Genomic DNA, 15,930 nt, shown 5'->3' on the forward strand with positions numbered 1-15,930 from the left:
TCGGGCGCTCCGGCGCCGGTCGACCTCGGCGCACGATCCCGTGGAGCACCCCGATGAATCCGCAGTCCCTGCTGGTCGTGCTGAACATCGTGCTGCTGCTCTTCGCGATCCGGGGCGTGCTGTCGAACCCGAGGCTCTCGAAGGTCGCGAAGGTCTCCTGGGTGGCGTTCATCGTGATCGCGCCGTTCATCGGCAGCCTCGCCTACCTGGCGGTGGGCCGTCGCGGCGGGAGCGGCGGAGGCGGCACGGTCGTGCGCGGCACGGAGCGGCCGTCGGGCTGGTTCTTCGAGCGCTGAGCGGGCGGGCGGCCCGGCGGCGGGGGAGACCCGCGGACGTCGGCGCCCCGCGGACCTCCTGACCCTCCGTCCCGCGGCAACCCCCTGACCGCAGGCTCCGCCCGCGTCTAGCGTGGAGCGCATGGCCGATCGTCTGCGCTCCAGTGTCAGCCCCTACCTCCGCTCGCACGCGGACAATCCGGTCGACTGGTTCCCCTGGGGCGAGGAGGCGTTCGCCGAGGCGGTGCGCCGCGACGTCCCGGTGATGGTGTCGATCGGCTACTCCACCTGCCACTGGTGCCACGTGATGGCGCGGGAGTCGTTCTCGGATCCGGTGCTCGCCGCGCGGCTGAACGCGGACTTCGTCGCGGTGAAGGTCGACCGCGAGGAGCACCCGGACGTCGACACGGCCTACCTGACGGCCGCGAGCGCGTTCACCCGACAGCTCGGCTGGCCGCTGACGGCCTTCGCCACCCCCGCCGGCGAGACCTTCTTCGCCGGCACCTACTTCCCGCCGCGCGCCGTCGGCGGCGTGCCCGCCTTCTCGGACGTCCTCGACGCGGTCTCGGAGGCGTGGCGGCTGCGGCGCGACGAGGTGCAGGCGACGGCGGGCGGCCTGGCCGCGGCCCTGCGCGAGGCGACCGCGGCGCTGCCCGCCGATGCCGCGCTGCCCGGCGACGCCGAGCTCGACGGCGCCGTCCGCGCACTCGAGGACGAGGAGGACCGGGTGCACGGCGGTTTCGGCGGCGCCCCGAAGTTCCCGGTGGCTCCCGTGCTCGGGTTCCTGGCCTCGCGGCCCTCGGGAGCGGCGCTCGCCGAGCGCACGCTGCTCGCGCTGGCCGCGTCCCCGCTCCGCGACCGCGACGGGGGCTTCTTCCGCTACGCGATGCAGGCCGACTGGAGCGATCCGCACTACGAGCGGATGCTGTACGACAACGCGCAGCTGCTCGACGTCGCGGCCGTCCTGCTCGGGCACGACGGCGCCCGGGTGGAGGAGCTGACCGGGATCGCGGAGGGCGTCGCCGCGTTCCTCCTGACCACTCTCGAGCGGCCGGGCGGCGGCTTCGCATCGGCGCAGGACTCGGAGAGCATCGTCGACGGCCAGCGCTCGGAGGGCGGCTACTACCTCGCCGAGGACCGGTCCCGCCTCGCGCCTCCCGCTCTCGACGAGAAGGTCGTCACCGGCTGGAACGGCCTGGCGATCCGCGCGCTCGCCCGCGCCGGACGCGTGCTCGGACGGGAGGAGTGGATCGACGCCGCCCGGCGCGCGGCGGACGCGGTGCTGCAGCGGCACCTCGTCGACGGCCGCGTCGCGGTGCGCGCCTCCCTCGACGGTGCCGTCTCCGCGGCCCGCCCGGCGCTGGAGGACCTCGGGATGCTGGCCGGCGGGCTCCTCGAGCTCGCCCTGGCGGAGGGCCGCCCGCGCTACGCGGTCGCGGCGCGCACCCTGATCGACGGCGCGCTCGACGCGGCCGACGGCCCGCTGCCGTTCGCGCTGCCCGGGGGAGGAGACCCGGCGCTGACCGCGCGGGGACTCCTGCTCGCGGCCGACCCCTCCGAGGGCGCCTACCCCTCCGGTCTGTCGGCGACGGCGGACGCGGCGCACGAGCTGTACCTGCTCACCGGATCGCAGCGCTACCGGGAGGCGGCCGAGGCGGTCGTCGCCTCGATCGCTCCGGGCGCGGTCCGCCGGCCGATGGGCTTCGGCGCCGTGCTCGGGCTCGCTTCGCGGCTGGCTCGCCCGGTGCGGCAGATGGTCGTCGTGGGCCCCGGAGCGGCGGAGGCGGTGCAGGGCGCCCGGTCCGCCGGGATCGGCGTGCTGGTCGGCGTGTCCGACGAGGGCGCCCGGGACTGGGCGGACGCGGGCTTCGAGCTGTTCGAGGGGCGGATCTCGCGGGAGGGGCTGCCGACCGCCTACTCCTGCGAGGCCTTCGTCTGCGCCCTGCCGACGACCCGCCTCCCGGAGGAGCTGCTCACGCGGCCGTGACCACCAGCGGCGCCTCGGGGTCGGCGGCCCACTCGTTGAGCGAGCCGTCGTAGACGACCGCCGTGTGGACTCCGAGCACCGCCAGTGCGAGCGCATCGGCCGTCGCGGCGATCCCGCCGCCGCAGTAGAGGACGATCCGCTCGGCCTGGAGAGCGTCTCCGAACAGCGACCGCAGCCGCTCCGGCGGCAGGAGCGTGTTGTCGGCCCGGTCGACGAGCCGCCCGGCGGGGACGCTCCGCGAGCCCGGCAGGTGTCCGAGGCGGGGTCGGCGCCCCTCCTCCCCGGTGAACTCCTTCGGCGGGACCGCGCAGACCAGCGCCCCGGGAGCCTCGCCGCGCACGACGCTCTCGACGCCGGCCTTGTCGATCCAGAGCGGCCGCTCCTCGCGCACGCTGATGCCGCCGCTCACGGCGGGCTCGACATGCCCCGTCTCGATCGGGCGCTCCTCCCGCCGCCAGGCCGGGAGCCCGCCGTCGAGCACCGCGACGGCGTCGTGCCCGGCCGAGCGCAGCAGCCACCACAGGCGCGAGGCCCACTGGCCGACCGCGGAGTCGTACACGACGACCACCGAGTCGTCGTCGATGCCGAGCGCGGCCGTCGCGGCGGCGAAGCGCTCCGGGTCGAGCCGGGTGAAGGGCAGGGGAGCCGCCGGATCGGACAGCTGCTCGAGCAGGTCGCCGAACACGGCGCCGGGGACATGCCCCTCGAGGAGGTACTGCTCGTCGCCGCTCAGGTAGCCGGGCCGCCCGTCGAAGCCGGGCACGAGCAGCACGCTGGCGTCGACGACGACGAGGTGCTCGCGGCCGAGCTGGTCGGCGAGCCACTGGGTCGAGACGATCGGCCGGGCGAGGTACGGGACGGAGGAGGTGCTCACCCGCCCCACGCTAGGCGCGACCGCCGACATGTGCGCCCCCCGTGCGTCACGCACGGTCACGGACGCCACGGGCGCTCAGCACTCGATGACGTTGACCGCGAGGCCGCCCTCGCTCGTCTCCTTGTACTTCGACGACATGTCGATGCCGGTCTGGCGCATCGTCTCGATGACCGCGTCGAGCGAGACGCGGTGGTCGCCGTCGCCGTGCAGCGCGAGGCGGGCTGCGCTCACCGCGGTGGAGGAGGCGATCGCGTTCCGCTCGATGCACGGGATCTGCACGAGGCCGCCGACCGGGTCGCAGGTCAGTCCGAGGTGGTGCTCCATCGCGATCTCGGCCGCGTTCTCGACCTGGCGCGGAGTGCCGCCGAGCACCGCGCAGAGCGCTCCGGCGGCCATCGCGCAGGCCGAGCCGACCTCGCCCTGGCAGCCCGCCTCCGCACCGGAGATCGAGGCGTTCGTCTTGCAGAGCGAGCCGATCGCGGTGGCGGTGAGGAGGAAGCGGCGCAGCCCCGCGCGGTCGGCGCCCGGGACGAAGCGGAGGTAGTAGTGCCCGACGGCGGGGATGATGCCCGCCGCTCCGTTCGTCGGAGCCGTCACGACGCGCCCGCCCGCGGCGTTCTCCTCGTTCACCGCGAGGGCGAAGGCGTGGAGCCACTCCACCGAGGTCGCGCGGGCGCGGTCGAGCGGGTCCTCCTCGAAGGCCTCGAGCCGCTCGCGCAGCACCGAGGCGCGGCGGCGGACGCCCAGGCCGCCCGGCAGCACGCCGTCGGTCGCCAGGCCGTGCTCGACGCAGGCGGCCATGGCGTCCCAGATCGCGTCGAGGCGGGCGTCGATGTCGACCCCGGGGTGCAGAGCGCGCTCGTTCGCGGCGGCGATCTCGGCGATGCCGGAGCGGGTCCGATCGCAGGTCGCCAGCAGGTCGAGCCCGGAGACGAAGGGGTAGGGGTGCGGGGCCAGCGCAGCCAGCTCGGCGCGCTCGCCCGCGCGCCGGATGAAGCCGCCGCCGATCGAGTAGTAGGTCTCCTCCCACACCGGCAGCGCGTCGTCGCCGACCCAGACGCTGAAGGTGAGGGCGTTCGGGTGCTCCGGCAGCCTCGTGCGCGGCTCGAAGACGACGTCGTCGCGCGTCATCGCGAGGCCCTGCTCGCCGGCCAGCAGGATCGTCCCCTCCGCGTCGAGGCGCTGCCAGGCCCCGCGCACCAGCGCCGGGTCGCACGTCTCGAGGTCCAGGCCGGCGAGACCGGCGACCACTGCGTCGGGGGTGCCGTGGCCGATCCCGGTGGAGCCGAGCGAGCCGTAGAGGGTGCATCCCACCCGGCTCACGCGGCCGAGGAGCCCGGCGTCGCGGATCCGCTCGGCGAGGGCGAGGGCGGCGCGCATCGGTCCGACGGTGTGCGAGCTGGACGGGCCGATCCCCACGCTGAACAGGTCGAGGACGGAGACGTAGGCGCTCATCCACCGAGACTACGCCGGGGCCGGCGGAGTGCGCCGCCCGAGCCGCGCCCGCGACGAAGAGTCACGGAGATCCGGCGTCGACGAGGGTCTGCGGCGGGTCAGCGCAGCGTCTTGCGCGCCGAGATCTGGCCGGTGTCGAAGCCGAGCAGGTGCAGGCCGCCGTGGAAGCGGGCGTGCTCGACCTTGATGCAGCGGTCCATCACGACGGTCAGGCCCTTCGACTCGCCGTACTCGGCCGCCTCCTGGTTCCAGATCCCCAGCTGCACCCAGACCGTGGGCGCGCCGACGGCGAGGACGTCGTCGATCACGGCGGGGATGTCGCTCGCCTTGCGGAACACGTCGACGATGTCGGGCACGACCGGGAGCTCGGCGAGACTGCGGTAGACCGGCTGCCCCAGGATCTCGGTGGCGTTCGGGTTCACGAAGTAGAGCTCGTAGTCGCTCGACTGCTGCAGGTAGGTGGCGACGAAGTAGGAGGAGCGGGCCGGGTTCGGCGAGGCGCCGACGATCGCCACGGTCCTCGCGCGGCGGAGGATGTCGAGTCGCCTGCGGGCGTCGGGGCCCACCCAGGTGCGCTGCGAGCGCAGCATCCTCGCCAGCGGCGAGTTCGCCGGGACCGAGCAGCTCAGCCCGTTGGACAGCTGGACGACCGTGTCGGCGGTGTCGGTGGTGCTCATGCTCAGACCTCCACGGCCGGGGTGTGCAGGGTGGTGGTCGTGTCCTCGGGGAGCTCGGTCGGAGCGTCGGGGGTGCCGTGCTCCTCGACCGCGCGGGCGAGCGCCTGGTCGAGATCGTAGATGATGTCGTCCGCGTCCTCGATGCCGACGGAGAGGCGGACGAGTCCGGGGAGGACGCCCGCGTGGAGGAGCTGGTCCTCGGTGAGCTGGGCGTGGGTGGTCGAGGCGGGGTGGATCACCAGCGTCTTCGCGTCGCCGATGTTGGCGAGGTGGCTGGCGAGGTCGACCGATTCGATGAAGGTCTGGCCGACGGCGCGGCCGCCCTTGACCACGAAGCTGAAGACCGAGCCCGGTCCCTTCGGCAGGTACTTCTGCGCGCGGTCGTGGTGCGGGTGCGCGGGGAGCCCGGCCCAGTAGACCGCCTCGATGCGGGGGTCGGCGTCGAGCCACTCGGCGACGCGACGCGCGTTGTCGACGTGCGCCTGGATCCGGTACGGCAGCGTCTCGACGCCCTGGGCGAGCAGGAACGCGGAGTGCGGAGCGAGGACCGGCCCGATGTCGCGCAGCTGCTCCGCGCGCAGGCGCGTGAGGAAGCCGTACTCCCCGAAGTTGCCGTCCCACGACAGGTCTCCGTAGGAGGCCACCGGGTCGTGCAGCAGCGGGAACTTCTCGGGGGAGTAGTGGAAGCGCCCCGACTCGACGACGACGCCGCCGAGCGTGGTCCCGTGTCCGCCGAGGAACTTGGTGGCCGAGTGGATGACGATGTCGGCGCCCCACTCGATCGGGCGGACGAGGTAGGGCGTGGCGACCGTGGAGTCGATGATCAGCGGGATGCCGGCGGCGTGCGCGACCGCGGCGAGGCCCTCGATGTCGGCGATCTCGCCGGAGGGGTTCGCGATCGTCTCGGCGTAGAGCACCTTGGTCTTCTCGGTGATCGCCGCCGCGTAGTCGGCCGGGTCGCTCGAGCGGACGAAGGTGGTGTCCACTCCGAAACGGCGGAGCGTGACGTCGAGCTGGGTGATCGATCCGCCGTAGAGGTTGGCGGAGGACACCACGTGGTCGCCCGCGCCGACGAGCGCCGCGAAGGTGATGAACTGCGCCGAGAGCCCGGAGGCCGTGGCGACGGCGCCGAGGCCGCCCTCGAGGCTCGCGACGCGCTCCTCGAAGGAGGCGACCGTGGGGTTCGACAGGCGCGAGTAGACGTTGCCGTACTTCTGCAGCGCGAAGCGGGCCGCGGCGTCGGAGGTGTCGTCGAAGACGAAGGCGCTGGTCTGGTAGATCGGCAGAGCGCGGGCGCCCGTCACCGCGTCGGGGATGTTGCCCGCGTGGATCGCACGCGTCTTGAAGCCGTACTCACGATCTGCCATGCGATCGACGCTAGCGGGAGCCGCCGACACCGCCGCGCTGGAGCGACGCATCGCGTAACAGAGCGGCCCCGCAGTGCAGAGCGACCGTGCGCGACAGAGCGGTCGAGCGGATCGGAGCGCCGATCAGAGCGCCAGCTGCACCGCGGCCAGTCCCATCGCCGCGATCGCCGCCCACGACACCAGGGCGACGAGGAGAGCACGCCACCCCGTCGTCACGAGCGCGCGCACCCGGACGGCGCTGCCGAGCGCGAAGAGGGCCGCGGCGAGGAGCCAGGTCTGCGCGGTGTCGGCGGCGGCGAGCAGTCCCTCCGGCAGGGGGAGGAGCGTGCGCAGCAGCACCGCGGCGAGGAACCCGACCACGAACAGCGGCACGATCGCCGGGCGCGTCCCGCCGGTCCCGCCTCGGCGCCTCGTGACCGCCGCCGCCACCGCGACCATCGGCGCCAGCATGACCACTCGGGTGAGCTTCACCACGACCGCCACGGCCAGCGCCGACGCACCGGCCACCTGGGCCGTCGCCACCACCTGGCCCACGTCGTGGACCGAGGCGCCGACCCAGTGCCCGAACTGCACGTCGGAGAGCCCGAGCGGCTGCTGCAGGGCGGGGAGCACCGCGATCGCGAGCGTGCCGCAGAGCGTCACCAGCGCGACCGGCGTCGCCTGCTCCTGCTCCTTCGCCCGGGTCGCTCCGGCCATCGCGCCGATCGCCGAGGCCCCGCAGATCGAGAAGCCCGCCGCGAGCAGCAGCGGCTCCTGCCCGGGCAGCCGGAGCACCCGGCCCAGCGCCCAGGTCAGGCCGAAGGTGGCCAGGACGATCCCGACCACGACCAGGATCGCGCCCCAGCCCAGCGCAGCGATGTCGATCAGAGAGAGCTTCAGCCCGAGCAGGACGATGCCGGCGCGCATCAGCGAGCGGGACGAGAACTTCAGGCCCGGCGCCAGCGCCCCGCTCAGCAGGGGGCGCGCCGCGGGCAGCTGCGCCACGAGGATCCCGAGCGCGACCGCCGCGGTCAGCATCGGCACTGCCGGCACCGTCGCGTGCAGCAGGGCCGCGATCACCGCCGCGACGGCGCAGGCCGCGACTCCCGGGCCCAGCCGCCGGATCATACCCACGAGGGCAGCCACATGTGGGCCTGCCAGAAGGGGAAGGACGTCTGCGCGCCGATCCAGAGCGGCAGGAAGTAGGCCGTCAGCGCGGCCGCCGCCACCGCGAAGACGAGCACCACGAGGACGCCCCGGGTGCGCCGCCTCCGCTCGTCGCCCGGACTCCCGATCACGATCCCGGCCGTCAGCGCCAGCGCCAGCATCATGTAGGGCTCGAAGACGACGCAGTAGAACTGGAACACCGTGCGGTCGAGGTAGAGGAGCCACGGCAGGTAGCCCGCGACGATCCCCATCAGCACGAAGCCGGCGCGCCACTCCCGGTACCGCGCGAGCCGGTAGAGGAGGTACACCAGCGCCAGGACCCCGGCGTACCAGATGAGCGGATTGGCGACCGAGGTGATCGCCTCGTCGCAGCGTGCGGCGGTGCAGCCGTCGACGCCCGTCGCCTGGTCGACGAAGTACATGCTGGTCGGTCGGAGCATGAGCAGCCAGGTGAGCGGGTTCGCCTCGTAGGGGTGCGAGGCCCGCAGGTTGATCGAGTAGTCGTACATCTGCACGTGGTAATGCCAGAGGCTCTGCGCCCAGTCCGGCACCCACGCCAGAGCCCCGGTCCAGGCGTTGCCGGGGGCCTCCGACGCCCACTGCCGGGCCCATCCGCCGGAGGTGCGCAGCCAGCCCGTCCAGGTGACGAGGTAGGCGATCAGGGCGATCGGCACGACCAGGAGGAAGGTGACCGGACCCTGCTTGAGGATCGCGCCGCTGCCCCAGAACGGCACGCCCGCGCGGCGCCGCATCAGCGCGTCGACGACCACCGCGTACACGCCGTACGCCGCGAGGAAGTAGACGCCCGTCCACTTCACGCCCGCGGCCAGGCCGAAGAGCACGCCGGCCGCGAGCAGCCAGGGCCGCCACCACAGGACCGGCCCCCAGCTCGGCAGCGCTCCCGCCGCCACCTTCCGAGCCAGCTGCAGCTCGGCCCAGCGCCGGTCCAGCAGCACCGCCGCGACCCCGCAGAGCGCGACGAACATCAGGATCCCGTCCAGGAGCGACACCCGCGACATCACGATCGCGTGGCCGTCGAGCGCGAGCATCAGCCCCGCGAAGGAGGAGAGGAGGGTGGAGCGGAACAGGAGGCGGCCGATCACGATCACCAGCGCGACGGCGAGGATCCCCACGACGGCGGTCGCGACGCGCCAGCCGACGCTGTCGTCCGCGCCGAACACGCCCATCCCGAGCCCGATGATCCACTTGCCCAGCGGCGGATGCACCACGAAGGACGGCGCCCCCGTGAAGGTGTCCACGTCGCCGGCCGCGAAGCCGGGGTCCGGGTTCTCGGGCCAGGCGCCCTCGAACCCGAGGTTCCAGAGGGTCCAGGCGTCCTTCACGTAGAAGGTCTCGTCGAACACGAGCGAGCGCGGGTGGCCGAGGTTCCACAGCCGCAGCACCGCGGCCAGGGCGACCACCAGCAGCGGCAGTCCGAGCTCGTACAGCCGGCGGCGCGCGGGGGAGGCGACGAGCCGGGCGTGCAGGTCGTCGAACCAGGAGCCGCGCGGCACGTCCGGGAGCGGGGTGCGCTCCCGCGGTGCGGACGCCTCGGCGGGCTCCACCGGGACCGAGCGCGCCGATCCCGCCGCGTCCAGGAGCAGGTCGTCGAAGTCGCGCTGCGGTCGGTCCGTCACCCGGCCATGCTAACGGGGCGCCTCCTCCCGGGACGGCGGCGATCCGCGGCGGGAGGCCCCGGACCCGGCCTGGGAGACTGGCGGCATGATCATCCTCGCCGGCACTCCCATCGGAAACCTCGGCGACGCCTCCCGCCGGCTCGTGGAGGCGCTGGGCTCCGCCCGCCACGTCGCCGCTGAGGACACGCGCGTGACCATCCAGCTGATGCGCGCCCTGGGCGTCGAGAACCGGCCCGCCCTGTACGCCCTGCACGACCACAACGAGCGCGAGCGCGCCGCCGAGCTGGTGGAGCTGGCCCGCGAGGAGGACCTGCTCGTGCTGAGCGACGCGGGCATGCCCACGGTCTCGGACCCGGGCTACCACCTGGTCGAGGCGGCGGTGGCGGCGGGAGTCGCGGTCACCGCGCTGCCCGGTCCCTCGGCGGTGCTCATGGCGCTCGCCGTGTCCGGGCTCCCGACGGATCGCTTCAGCTTCGAGGGGTTCCTGCCCCGCCGGCACGGCGAGCGGGTCTCGACCTTCCGGGCGCTCGTCGACGAGCGCCGCACCATGGTCTTCTTCGAGTCCCCGCACCGGATCGGCGACGCGCTCGCCGACCTGGTCGAGGCGATGGGCCCGGGGCGGCGCGTCGTCGTCTGCCGCGAGCTCACCAAGATGTTCGAGGAGGTCCGGCGCGGCACGGCGGCCGAGCTGGCCGAGTGGGCGGCCGACGGCCTGCGCGGCGAGATCTGCCTGGTCGTCGAGGGAGCCCCCGCGCGGGAGGCGTCGCTGGAGGACGCGCTGGCCGACGTGCTGGCCCGCGTCGAGGCCGGATCGCGGCTCAAGGAGGCGTCGGCCGAGGTCGCCGAGATCACCGGGCTCTCGCGCCGCGCGCTCTACGAGGCGGCGCTCGCCTCCCGCCGCGGCTGAGGGCTCCCTCCCCGGCGGCGATCGCGGCCGGTCGTCCACGGCCTCCGTCACACGCCGGGAGCGGTGCCGCGCGGTGAATAGGATGGTCGCCATGTCCGACGGCGCCTCCTTCTACCTCACGACCCCGATCTTCTACGTGAACGACGTCCCGCACATCGGGCACGCGTACACCGAGGTCGCCGCCGACGTGCTCACCCGCTGGCACCGCCAGGCGGGCGACGACACCTGGCTGCTGACCGGCACCGACGAGCACGGCCAGAAGATCCTCCGCACCGCCACCGCCAACGGCACGACCCCCCAGGAGTGGGCCGACCGCCTCGTGAGGACCGCCTGGCAGCCGCTGCTCGAGACCATCGACATCGCCAACGACGACTTCATCCGCACCACGGACGCGCGGCACGAGGTCAACGTCCAGAAGTTCCTGCAGAAGCTGTACGACGAGGACGCCATCTACACCGGCCAGTACGAGGGCTACTACTGCGTGGGCTGCGAGGAGTACAAGCAGCTGTCCGACCTCGAGGAGGGCACCGGCGACTACGACGGCCAGTACGTCTGCAAGATCCACTCGAAGCCGGTCGAGCTGCTGAAGGAGAAGAACTACTTCTTCAAGATGAGCGAGTACACCGAGCGGCTGCTCGCGCTCTACGAGGAGCGGCCCGACTTCGTCCAGCCCGAGTCGGCGCGCAACGAGGTCGTCAGCTTCGTCCGCCAGGGCCTGGCCGACCTGTCGATCTCCCGCTCCAGCTTCGACTGGGGCGTGAAGGTCCCGTGGGACGACTCGCACGTGGTCTACGTCTGGTTCGACGCGCTGCTCAACTACATCACCGCGGTCGGCTACGGCCAGGACGAGGCGGAGTTCGAGCGCCGCTGGCCGGCGACCCACATCGTCGGCAAGGACATCCTGCGGTTCCACGCGGTGATCTGGCCCGCCATGCTCATGGCCGCGGGCCTCGAGGTGCCCCGGCAGGTGTTCGGCCACGGCTGGCTGCTGGTCGGCGGCGAGAAGATGTCGAAGTCGAAGCTCACCGGCATCGCGCCCGAGCAGATCACCGACACCTTCGGCTCCGACGCCTTCCGCTACTACTTCCTCCGGGCCATCACCTTCGGCCAGGACGGCTCGTTCTCGTGGGAGGACCTGTCGGCGCGCTACCAGTCCGAGCTCGCGAACGGCTTCGGCAACCTCGCCTCGCGGGTCGTCGCGATGCTGCACCGCTACTACGACGGCGTCGTGCCCGCGCCGGGGGAGCCGACCGAGGCGGAGGAGCGCGTGCAGCGCATCGTCGCCGAGGCCGCCGCGTCGGCCGACCGGTCGATCGACGCGCTCGCGATCCACGATGCGATCACCGCCGTGTGGAGCATCGTCGAAGAGCTCAACGGCTACATCACCGAGCAGGAGCCGTGGGCACTCGCCAAGCGCGAGGAGCGCGAGCGCCTCGGCACGGTGCTCTACACCGCGACGGAGGGGCTCCGCGCCCTGGCCGTGCTGCTCTCGCCGGTCGTGCCGCGCGCGACGGCGTCCCTCTGGGAGGCGCTCGGCGTGACGGAGTCGCTGGGCGCCCTCACCGCGCAGCCGATCCGCGAGGCGGGCCGGTGGGGAGTCCTCCCCGTCGGCACGACCGTCGGGACGCTCGCCGCGCTCTTCCCGCGCATCGAGGCTCCCGCGTCCTGACGGCCGCGCCTCGACCCGTGGACGGAGCAGTCGCGCGGCCTGGAGTCGCCGACGGAGGATCCGCAGGAGAGTGCCCGATGACCGCGATCCGAACGCGAGGGGCCGGGTGCGAGCGGCCCTCCGCTCCGTTGGTGCGCTGATGTCGCGCGAGGTCCTCGACGCTCTCGGGCAGGCGGCCGAGCTCACCCGGCGCCACGTCGGGCACCCCGAGCGCGCCGCCGCGCTCGCCCTGCGCCTGCACCGGGTGACCGCTCCGACCGAGCTCGTCTACACCCGGTTCCCGCCGACCCTCAGCCTGGTGCTGGCCGGCCGGAAGCGCTCGGTGGTCGGCGACTCCGACGAGCGGTGGGGCGCCGGCCGCTTCCTGATCACCCCCGTCGACCTGCCGGTGGTGGCGGCCGTCGTGGAGACCGGCGACCGCGGCGACTTCCTGTCGGCCAACTGGCGTCTCGACCCGCTCGTGGTGGCCGAGATCGCGGCGCTCGCCCCCCGGACGGCCCCGCGGGCTCCCGCCCCGCGGATCGGCACGGTCACGGAGGAGATGGCCGACTCGCTGCGCCGACTCTTCCGTCTGCTCGACGCCCCCGCCGACATCCCGGTGCTCGCCCCCGCGATCACGCGCGAGCTCGTGCTGCGGCTGCTGCAGACGGACCAGGCGCCCCGGCTGCTGGCCGCGTCCAGCACCGTCCGCTCGGAGGCCGTCTCCCGCGCGGTCGAGGCGATGAGCGCGTCGCTCTCGCGCGGCTGGACCCTCGGCGCGCTCGCCGCGGAGGCGGGCACCAGCGTGCCCACACTCACCCGCCGCTTCCGCGAGCTGACCGGGATGTCGCCGCTGGGCTACCTGCGGCGGCTCCGCCTCGGGGAGGCCAGGAGGCTGCTCCTGGTCCGGGGCGACACCGCCGCGCAGGCCGCGGCCGCGGTCGGCTACGCGAGCGCGTCGCACTTCGGGCGCGACTACCGCCGCGCCTACGAGACGACCCCCGCGGCCGACGCCGCGCTCCACCCCGGGCCGCTCGTCCAGATCCACTGAGCGGCGGGCGCTGTCGCGGGGACTCCGAGCGGCGCGTGCCGCGGCGTCAGACGCGGGCGCCGACGATGCCTCCGTCGACGTCGAGCGTCGTGCCGTGGACGTACGAGGCCTCGTCCGAGACGAGCCAGCGCACGGCCAGGGCGATCTCGTCCGGACGTCCGGGCCGGCCGGCGGGGGCGGACGCGGTCATCTGCTCCAGGATCGCCGCGGCGTGCTCGTTGCCGGGCGTGAGAGTCGCGCCGGGCGCGACGGCGACCACGCGCACGCCGCTCGGGCCGTACTCGGCCGCCCACGCCCGCGTGAGGTGCTCCAGCGCCGCCTTGGTCGCGGGGTAGAGGGCGGTCCCCGGCGTTCCCACCCGTCCCATCCACGAGGTGATGTTGACGACCACTCCGCTCCCGCGCTCGGCCATGGCCGGGGCGATCGCCGCGACGAGCTGGTGCGGCACGCGGATGTTCGTGGTGAGGAGGGACTCGACATCGGCGTCGCTGAGGTCGGCGGTCGGCCCCACCGGGAACACTCCGGCGTTGTTGACGAGGACGTCGATCCGCCCGTCGAGGAGGGTCAGCGCCCGCTCGGCGACGGCGCGGGTCTCCTCCGGCGTGCCCGCGAGGTCGGCGACGAGCGCGGAGGCGGTGCCCCCGTCGGCGCGGATGCCGCGGACGACGGACCCGACCCGCTCGGGGTCGCGTCCGTGCACGAGGACGTGAGCGCCGGCCCCGGCGAGCCGGCGGGCGATGGCTGCGCCGATCCCGCTCGAGGATCCGGTGACGAGGGCGTGGCGCCCGGCGAGGGAGCCGGGTGCGGAGTGGGCGAGGAGCTCGGTGTCTGTCATGGCTCCAGCCTCCCGGCGGCGCGGGAGGCGGGCTGTCCCGATCCGATCGGGTGCTGACCCGATCCGCTCAGGGCGCCTCAGCGGCCGCCTCTCGGCCCTCGTCCACCCGGGACTCCGGCCCGCGCGAGCCCTCCCGGTAGCCTGGAGCGCATGACCGACAGCCAGCACGTCCGCTCCCGCGAGGCCTCGTCCGGCCGCGACCTGACGTACCCGCCGCTGCCCGAGGCGCTCGTCGTCCCCGTCTACGACAACCACACGCACCTCGAGATCGCCGACGGCCTCGAGCCGCTCGACCACCGCGAGCAGCTCGACCGGGCCTCCACCGTCGGGGTCCGCGGCGTCGTCCAGGTCGGCACGGACGTCGAGACGAGCCGCTGGTCGGCCGAGCAGGCGGCGAGCGAGCCGCGCATGCTGGCCGCCGTCGCGATCCACCCCAACGAGGCGCCCGAGCTGGAGCAGCGCGGCGAGCTCGACGCCGCCCTCGCCGTGATCGCCGAGCTGGCGGAGCAGCCGCGGGTGCGCGCCATCGGCGAGACCGGGCTCGACTTCTTCCGCACCGGCGAGAGCGGCCGCGCCGCGCAGTTCCGCTCCTTCGAGGAGCACATCCGCATCGCGAAGGAGCACGACCTCGCGCTGCAGATCCACGACCGCGACGCGCACCGCGAGGTCATCGAGACCCTGCGCCGCGTCGGAGCCCCCGAGCGCACCGTCTTCCACTGCTTCTCCGGGGACGCGGAGATGGCGCGGATGTGCACGGACGAGGGCTGGTACCTCTCCTTCGCCGGCACCGTGACGTTCAAGAACGCCGAGCCGCTGCGGGAGGCGCTCGTCGCGACCCCGCGGCACCTCATCCTGGTCGAGACCGACGCGCCGTACCTCACTCCGTCGCCCTTCCGCGGCCGCCCGAACGCGCCCTACCTCCTCCCGCACACCCTGCGCTCGATGGCCGCGACCCTCGAGACCGACGTCGGCCACCTGGCCGCGACGATCGCCTCGAACACGGAGGCCGTGTACGGCGAGTGGGGCGGCGAGGTCGGCTCCGAGCCGACGGAGCCGGTCGGACCCCTCGCATGAGCGGCCGCCACGCCGCCGAGCCGACGGCCGCCGCGATCCCGCGCCTGCTGGGCCCGGCCGAGATCCGCGACCTCGCCGGCCTCCTCGACGTCACGCCGACCAAGAAGCTCGGCCAGAACTTCGTGCACGACGCCAACACGGTCCGCCGCATCGTCAAGCTCGCTCGGGTGCGCCCGGGGGAGACCGTCGTCGAGATCGGCCCCGGCCTCGGATCGCTGACCCTCGGCCTGCTCGAGGCGGGCGCACAGGTCGTGGCCGTCGAGATCGACGGGCGCCTCGCCGAGCAGCTGCCGCGCACCGTCGAGCTGATGGCGCCGGGCGCCGATCTCGCGGTCGTGCACGCCGACGCGATGAAGGTGCTCGACCTGCCGGGGGAGCCGGTCCGGCTCGTCGCCAACCTCCCGTACAACATCTCGGTGCCGGTGCTCCTGCACTTCCTCGAGCACTTCGCCAGCATCCGGTCCGGAGTGGTGATGGTGCAGTCCGAGGTCGGGCACCGGCTCGCCGCCGGTCCCGGCTCCAAGGTCTACGGCGGCCCGAGCGTCAAGGCGGCGTGGTTCGGCTCCTGGACGACGGGCGGCGCGGTCTCGCGTCAGATCTTCTGGCCGGTGCCGAACGTCGACAGCGTGCTCGTCGCGTTCGACCGCGGCGAGGAGCCGGGCGACGAGACCCTGCGCCGCGCCGTCTTCGCGGTCGTCGACGCGGCGTTCGCGCAGCGGAGGAAGATGCTCCGCCAGTCGCTCGCGACCCTCTTCGGCGACAGCGCCGCGGCGATCGTCGCGCTCGAGCGGGCCGGCGTCCCGCAGACCGCGCGCGGCGAGGAGCTGGACGTCGCCGCCTTCGTCCGCCTGGGCCGCGAGCTCGATCCGGCGAGGGTCCCCGTGCGCGGCGCGGCGGTGCCCGACGGGTCGCTGGCGGAGACCGACGGGGACGACGCGGACGGCGACGGGGAGCCCGTCCCGGGTGCGGACGAGGGCGCCTCCGCCACCCTGTAGCG

General features: G+C 74.0%; 14 protein-coding genes. 7 read left to right on the top strand and 7 right to left on the bottom strand.

Annotation, left to right across the window (positions count from 1 at the left end; translation table 11 throughout):
- The first annotated feature begins 53 nt into the window (after positions 1-53).
- A complete protein-coding gene (locus tag C5B93_RS09170; protein ID WP_160033960.1) occupies positions 54-296 on the top strand; it encodes a PLDc N-terminal domain-containing protein in 243 nt (80 codons plus the stop codon).
- 121 nt (positions 297-417) lie between these two features.
- A complete protein-coding gene (locus C5B93_RS09175; RefSeq protein ID WP_104292300.1) occupies positions 418-2,262 on the top strand; it encodes a thioredoxin domain-containing protein in 1,845 nt (614 codons plus the stop codon).
- On the opposite strand, the gene C5B93_RS09180 is transcribed toward C5B93_RS09175, so the two are convergent.
- The 6 genes from C5B93_RS09180 to C5B93_RS09205 form a co-directional block, all read right to left on the bottom strand.
- Positions 2,249-3,136, bottom strand: a complete 888-nt coding sequence (locus tag C5B93_RS09180) for a sulfurtransferase (RefSeq protein ID WP_181068369.1) — start codon at positions 3,134-3,136, stop codon at positions 2,249-2,251. The genes C5B93_RS09175 and C5B93_RS09180 overlap by 14 nt on opposite strands.
- A gap of 75 nt (positions 3,137-3,211) precedes the next feature.
- On the bottom strand, positions 3,212-4,591 hold the full coding sequence (locus C5B93_RS09185; RefSeq protein ID WP_104292302.1) for an L-serine ammonia-lyase: 1,380 nt from the start codon (positions 4,589-4,591) through the stop codon (positions 3,212-3,214).
- Positions 4,592-4,689: 98 nt separating this feature from the next.
- Positions 4,690-5,268 carry a CoA-binding protein gene (locus tag C5B93_RS09190; RefSeq protein WP_104222320.1) on the bottom strand — a complete coding sequence of 193 codons (579 nt, stop codon included), beginning with the start codon at positions 5,266-5,268 and terminating at the stop codon, positions 4,690-4,692.
- Between the two features lie 2 nt (positions 5,269-5,270).
- Positions 5,271-6,635 carry an O-acetylhomoserine aminocarboxypropyltransferase/cysteine synthase family protein gene (locus C5B93_RS09195; protein WP_104226921.1) on the bottom strand — a complete coding sequence of 455 codons (1,365 nt, stop codon included), beginning with the start codon at positions 6,633-6,635 and terminating at the stop codon, positions 5,271-5,273.
- A gap of 123 nt (positions 6,636-6,758) precedes the next feature.
- The gene (locus C5B93_RS09200; protein ID WP_104292303.1) at positions 6,759-7,742 is read right to left on the bottom strand and encodes a YeiH family protein; all 984 of its coding nucleotides are present in this window, start codon (positions 7,740-7,742) and stop codon (positions 6,759-6,761) included.
- Complete coding sequence (locus C5B93_RS09205) at positions 7,739-9,418, bottom strand: dolichyl-phosphate-mannose--protein mannosyltransferase (RefSeq protein WP_258068186.1); 1,680 nt, start codon at positions 9,416-9,418, stop codon at positions 7,739-7,741. Before C5B93_RS09205 ends, C5B93_RS09200 begins: the two co-directional genes overlap by 4 nt.
- An 85-nt stretch (positions 9,419-9,503) precedes the next feature.
- Here C5B93_RS09205 and rsmI point away from each other — a divergent pair, with 85 nt between their 5' ends.
- The 3 genes from rsmI to C5B93_RS09220 all read left to right on the top strand — a co-directional run bounded on the left by rsmI (position 9,504) and on the right by C5B93_RS09220 (position 13,024).
- Positions 9,504-10,325, top strand: a complete 822-nt coding sequence (rsmI, locus tag C5B93_RS09210) for a 16S rRNA (cytidine(1402)-2'-O)-methyltransferase (RefSeq protein ID WP_104292304.1) — start codon at positions 9,504-9,506, stop codon at positions 10,323-10,325.
- 91 nt (positions 10,326-10,416) lie between these two features.
- A complete protein-coding gene (gene metG, locus C5B93_RS09215; RefSeq protein ID WP_104292305.1) occupies positions 10,417-11,994 on the top strand; it encodes a methionine--tRNA ligase in 1,578 nt (525 codons plus the stop codon).
- A 70-nt stretch (positions 11,995-12,064) separates the two neighbouring features.
- Positions 12,065-13,024 (top strand): AraC family transcriptional regulator, encoded by a 960-nt coding sequence (locus C5B93_RS09220; RefSeq protein WP_258068187.1) that lies wholly within the window; start codon positions 12,065-12,067, stop codon positions 13,022-13,024.
- Between the two features lie 46 nt (positions 13,025-13,070).
- On the opposite strand, the gene C5B93_RS09225 is transcribed toward C5B93_RS09220, so the two are convergent.
- On the bottom strand, positions 13,071-13,859 hold the full coding sequence (locus C5B93_RS09225; RefSeq protein ID WP_104222330.1) for an SDR family NAD(P)-dependent oxidoreductase: 789 nt from the start codon (positions 13,857-13,859) through the stop codon (positions 13,071-13,073).
- Positions 13,860-14,009: 150 nt separating this feature from the next.
- Here C5B93_RS09225 and C5B93_RS09230 point away from each other — a divergent pair, with 150 nt between their 5' ends.
- Both C5B93_RS09230 and rsmA read left to right on the top strand, forming a co-directional pair.
- On the top strand, positions 14,010-14,933 hold the full coding sequence (locus tag C5B93_RS09230; RefSeq protein ID WP_104222332.1) for a TatD family hydrolase: 924 nt from the start codon (positions 14,010-14,012) through the stop codon (positions 14,931-14,933).
- Positions 14,930-15,928, top strand: a complete 999-nt coding sequence (rsmA, locus tag C5B93_RS09235) for a 16S rRNA (adenine(1518)-N(6)/adenine(1519)-N(6))-dimethyltransferase RsmA (RefSeq protein WP_181068370.1) — start codon at positions 14,930-14,932, stop codon at positions 15,926-15,928. The genes C5B93_RS09230 and rsmA overlap by 4 nt, the downstream gene beginning before the upstream one ends.
- Positions 15,929-15,930: the final 2 nt, after the last annotated feature.

The sequence above is a fragment of the Rathayibacter sp. AY1A2 genome (genome assembly GCF_002930935.1).
Taxonomy (GTDB): Bacteria; Actinomycetota; Actinomycetes; order Actinomycetales; family Microbacteriaceae; genus Rathayibacter.

What these genes read in the sequence shown, in the direction of transcription:
- rsmI (WP_104292304.1), top strand. Translation starts at nt 9,504, where the DNA reads ATGATCATCCTCGCCGGCACTCCCATCGGAAACCTCGGCGACGCCTCC.
- C5B93_RS09185 (WP_104292302.1), bottom strand. Translation starts at nt 4,591, where the DNA reads ATGAGCGCCTACGTCTCCGTCCTCGACCTGTTCAGCGTGGGGATCGGC.
- C5B93_RS09230 (WP_104222332.1), top strand. Translation starts at nt 14,010, where the DNA reads ATGACCGACAGCCAGCACGTCCGCTCCCGCGAGGCCTCGTCCGGCCGC.
- rsmA (WP_181068370.1), top strand. Translation starts at nt 14,930, where the DNA reads ATGAGCGGCCGCCACGCCGCCGAGCCGACGGCCGCCGCGATCCCGCGC.
- C5B93_RS09200 (WP_104292303.1), bottom strand. Translation starts at nt 7,742, where the DNA reads ATGATCCGGCGGCTGGGCCCGGGAGTCGCGGCCTGCGCCGTCGCGGCG.
- C5B93_RS09175 (WP_104292300.1), top strand. Translation starts at nt 418, where the DNA reads ATGGCCGATCGTCTGCGCTCCAGTGTCAGCCCCTACCTCCGCTCGCAC.
- metG (WP_104292305.1), top strand. Translation starts at nt 10,417, where the DNA reads ATGTCCGACGGCGCCTCCTTCTACCTCACGACCCCGATCTTCTACGTG.
- C5B93_RS09190 (WP_104222320.1), bottom strand. Translation starts at nt 5,268, where the DNA reads ATGAGCACCACCGACACCGCCGACACGGTCGTCCAGCTGTCCAACGGG.
- C5B93_RS09170 (WP_160033960.1), top strand. Translation starts at nt 54, where the DNA reads ATGAATCCGCAGTCCCTGCTGGTCGTGCTGAACATCGTGCTGCTGCTC.
- C5B93_RS09225 (WP_104222330.1), bottom strand. Translation starts at nt 13,859, where the DNA reads ATGACAGACACCGAGCTCCTCGCCCACTCCGCACCCGGCTCCCTCGCC.
- C5B93_RS09195 (WP_104226921.1), bottom strand. Translation starts at nt 6,635, where the DNA reads ATGGCAGATCGTGAGTACGGCTTCAAGACGCGTGCGATCCACGCGGGC.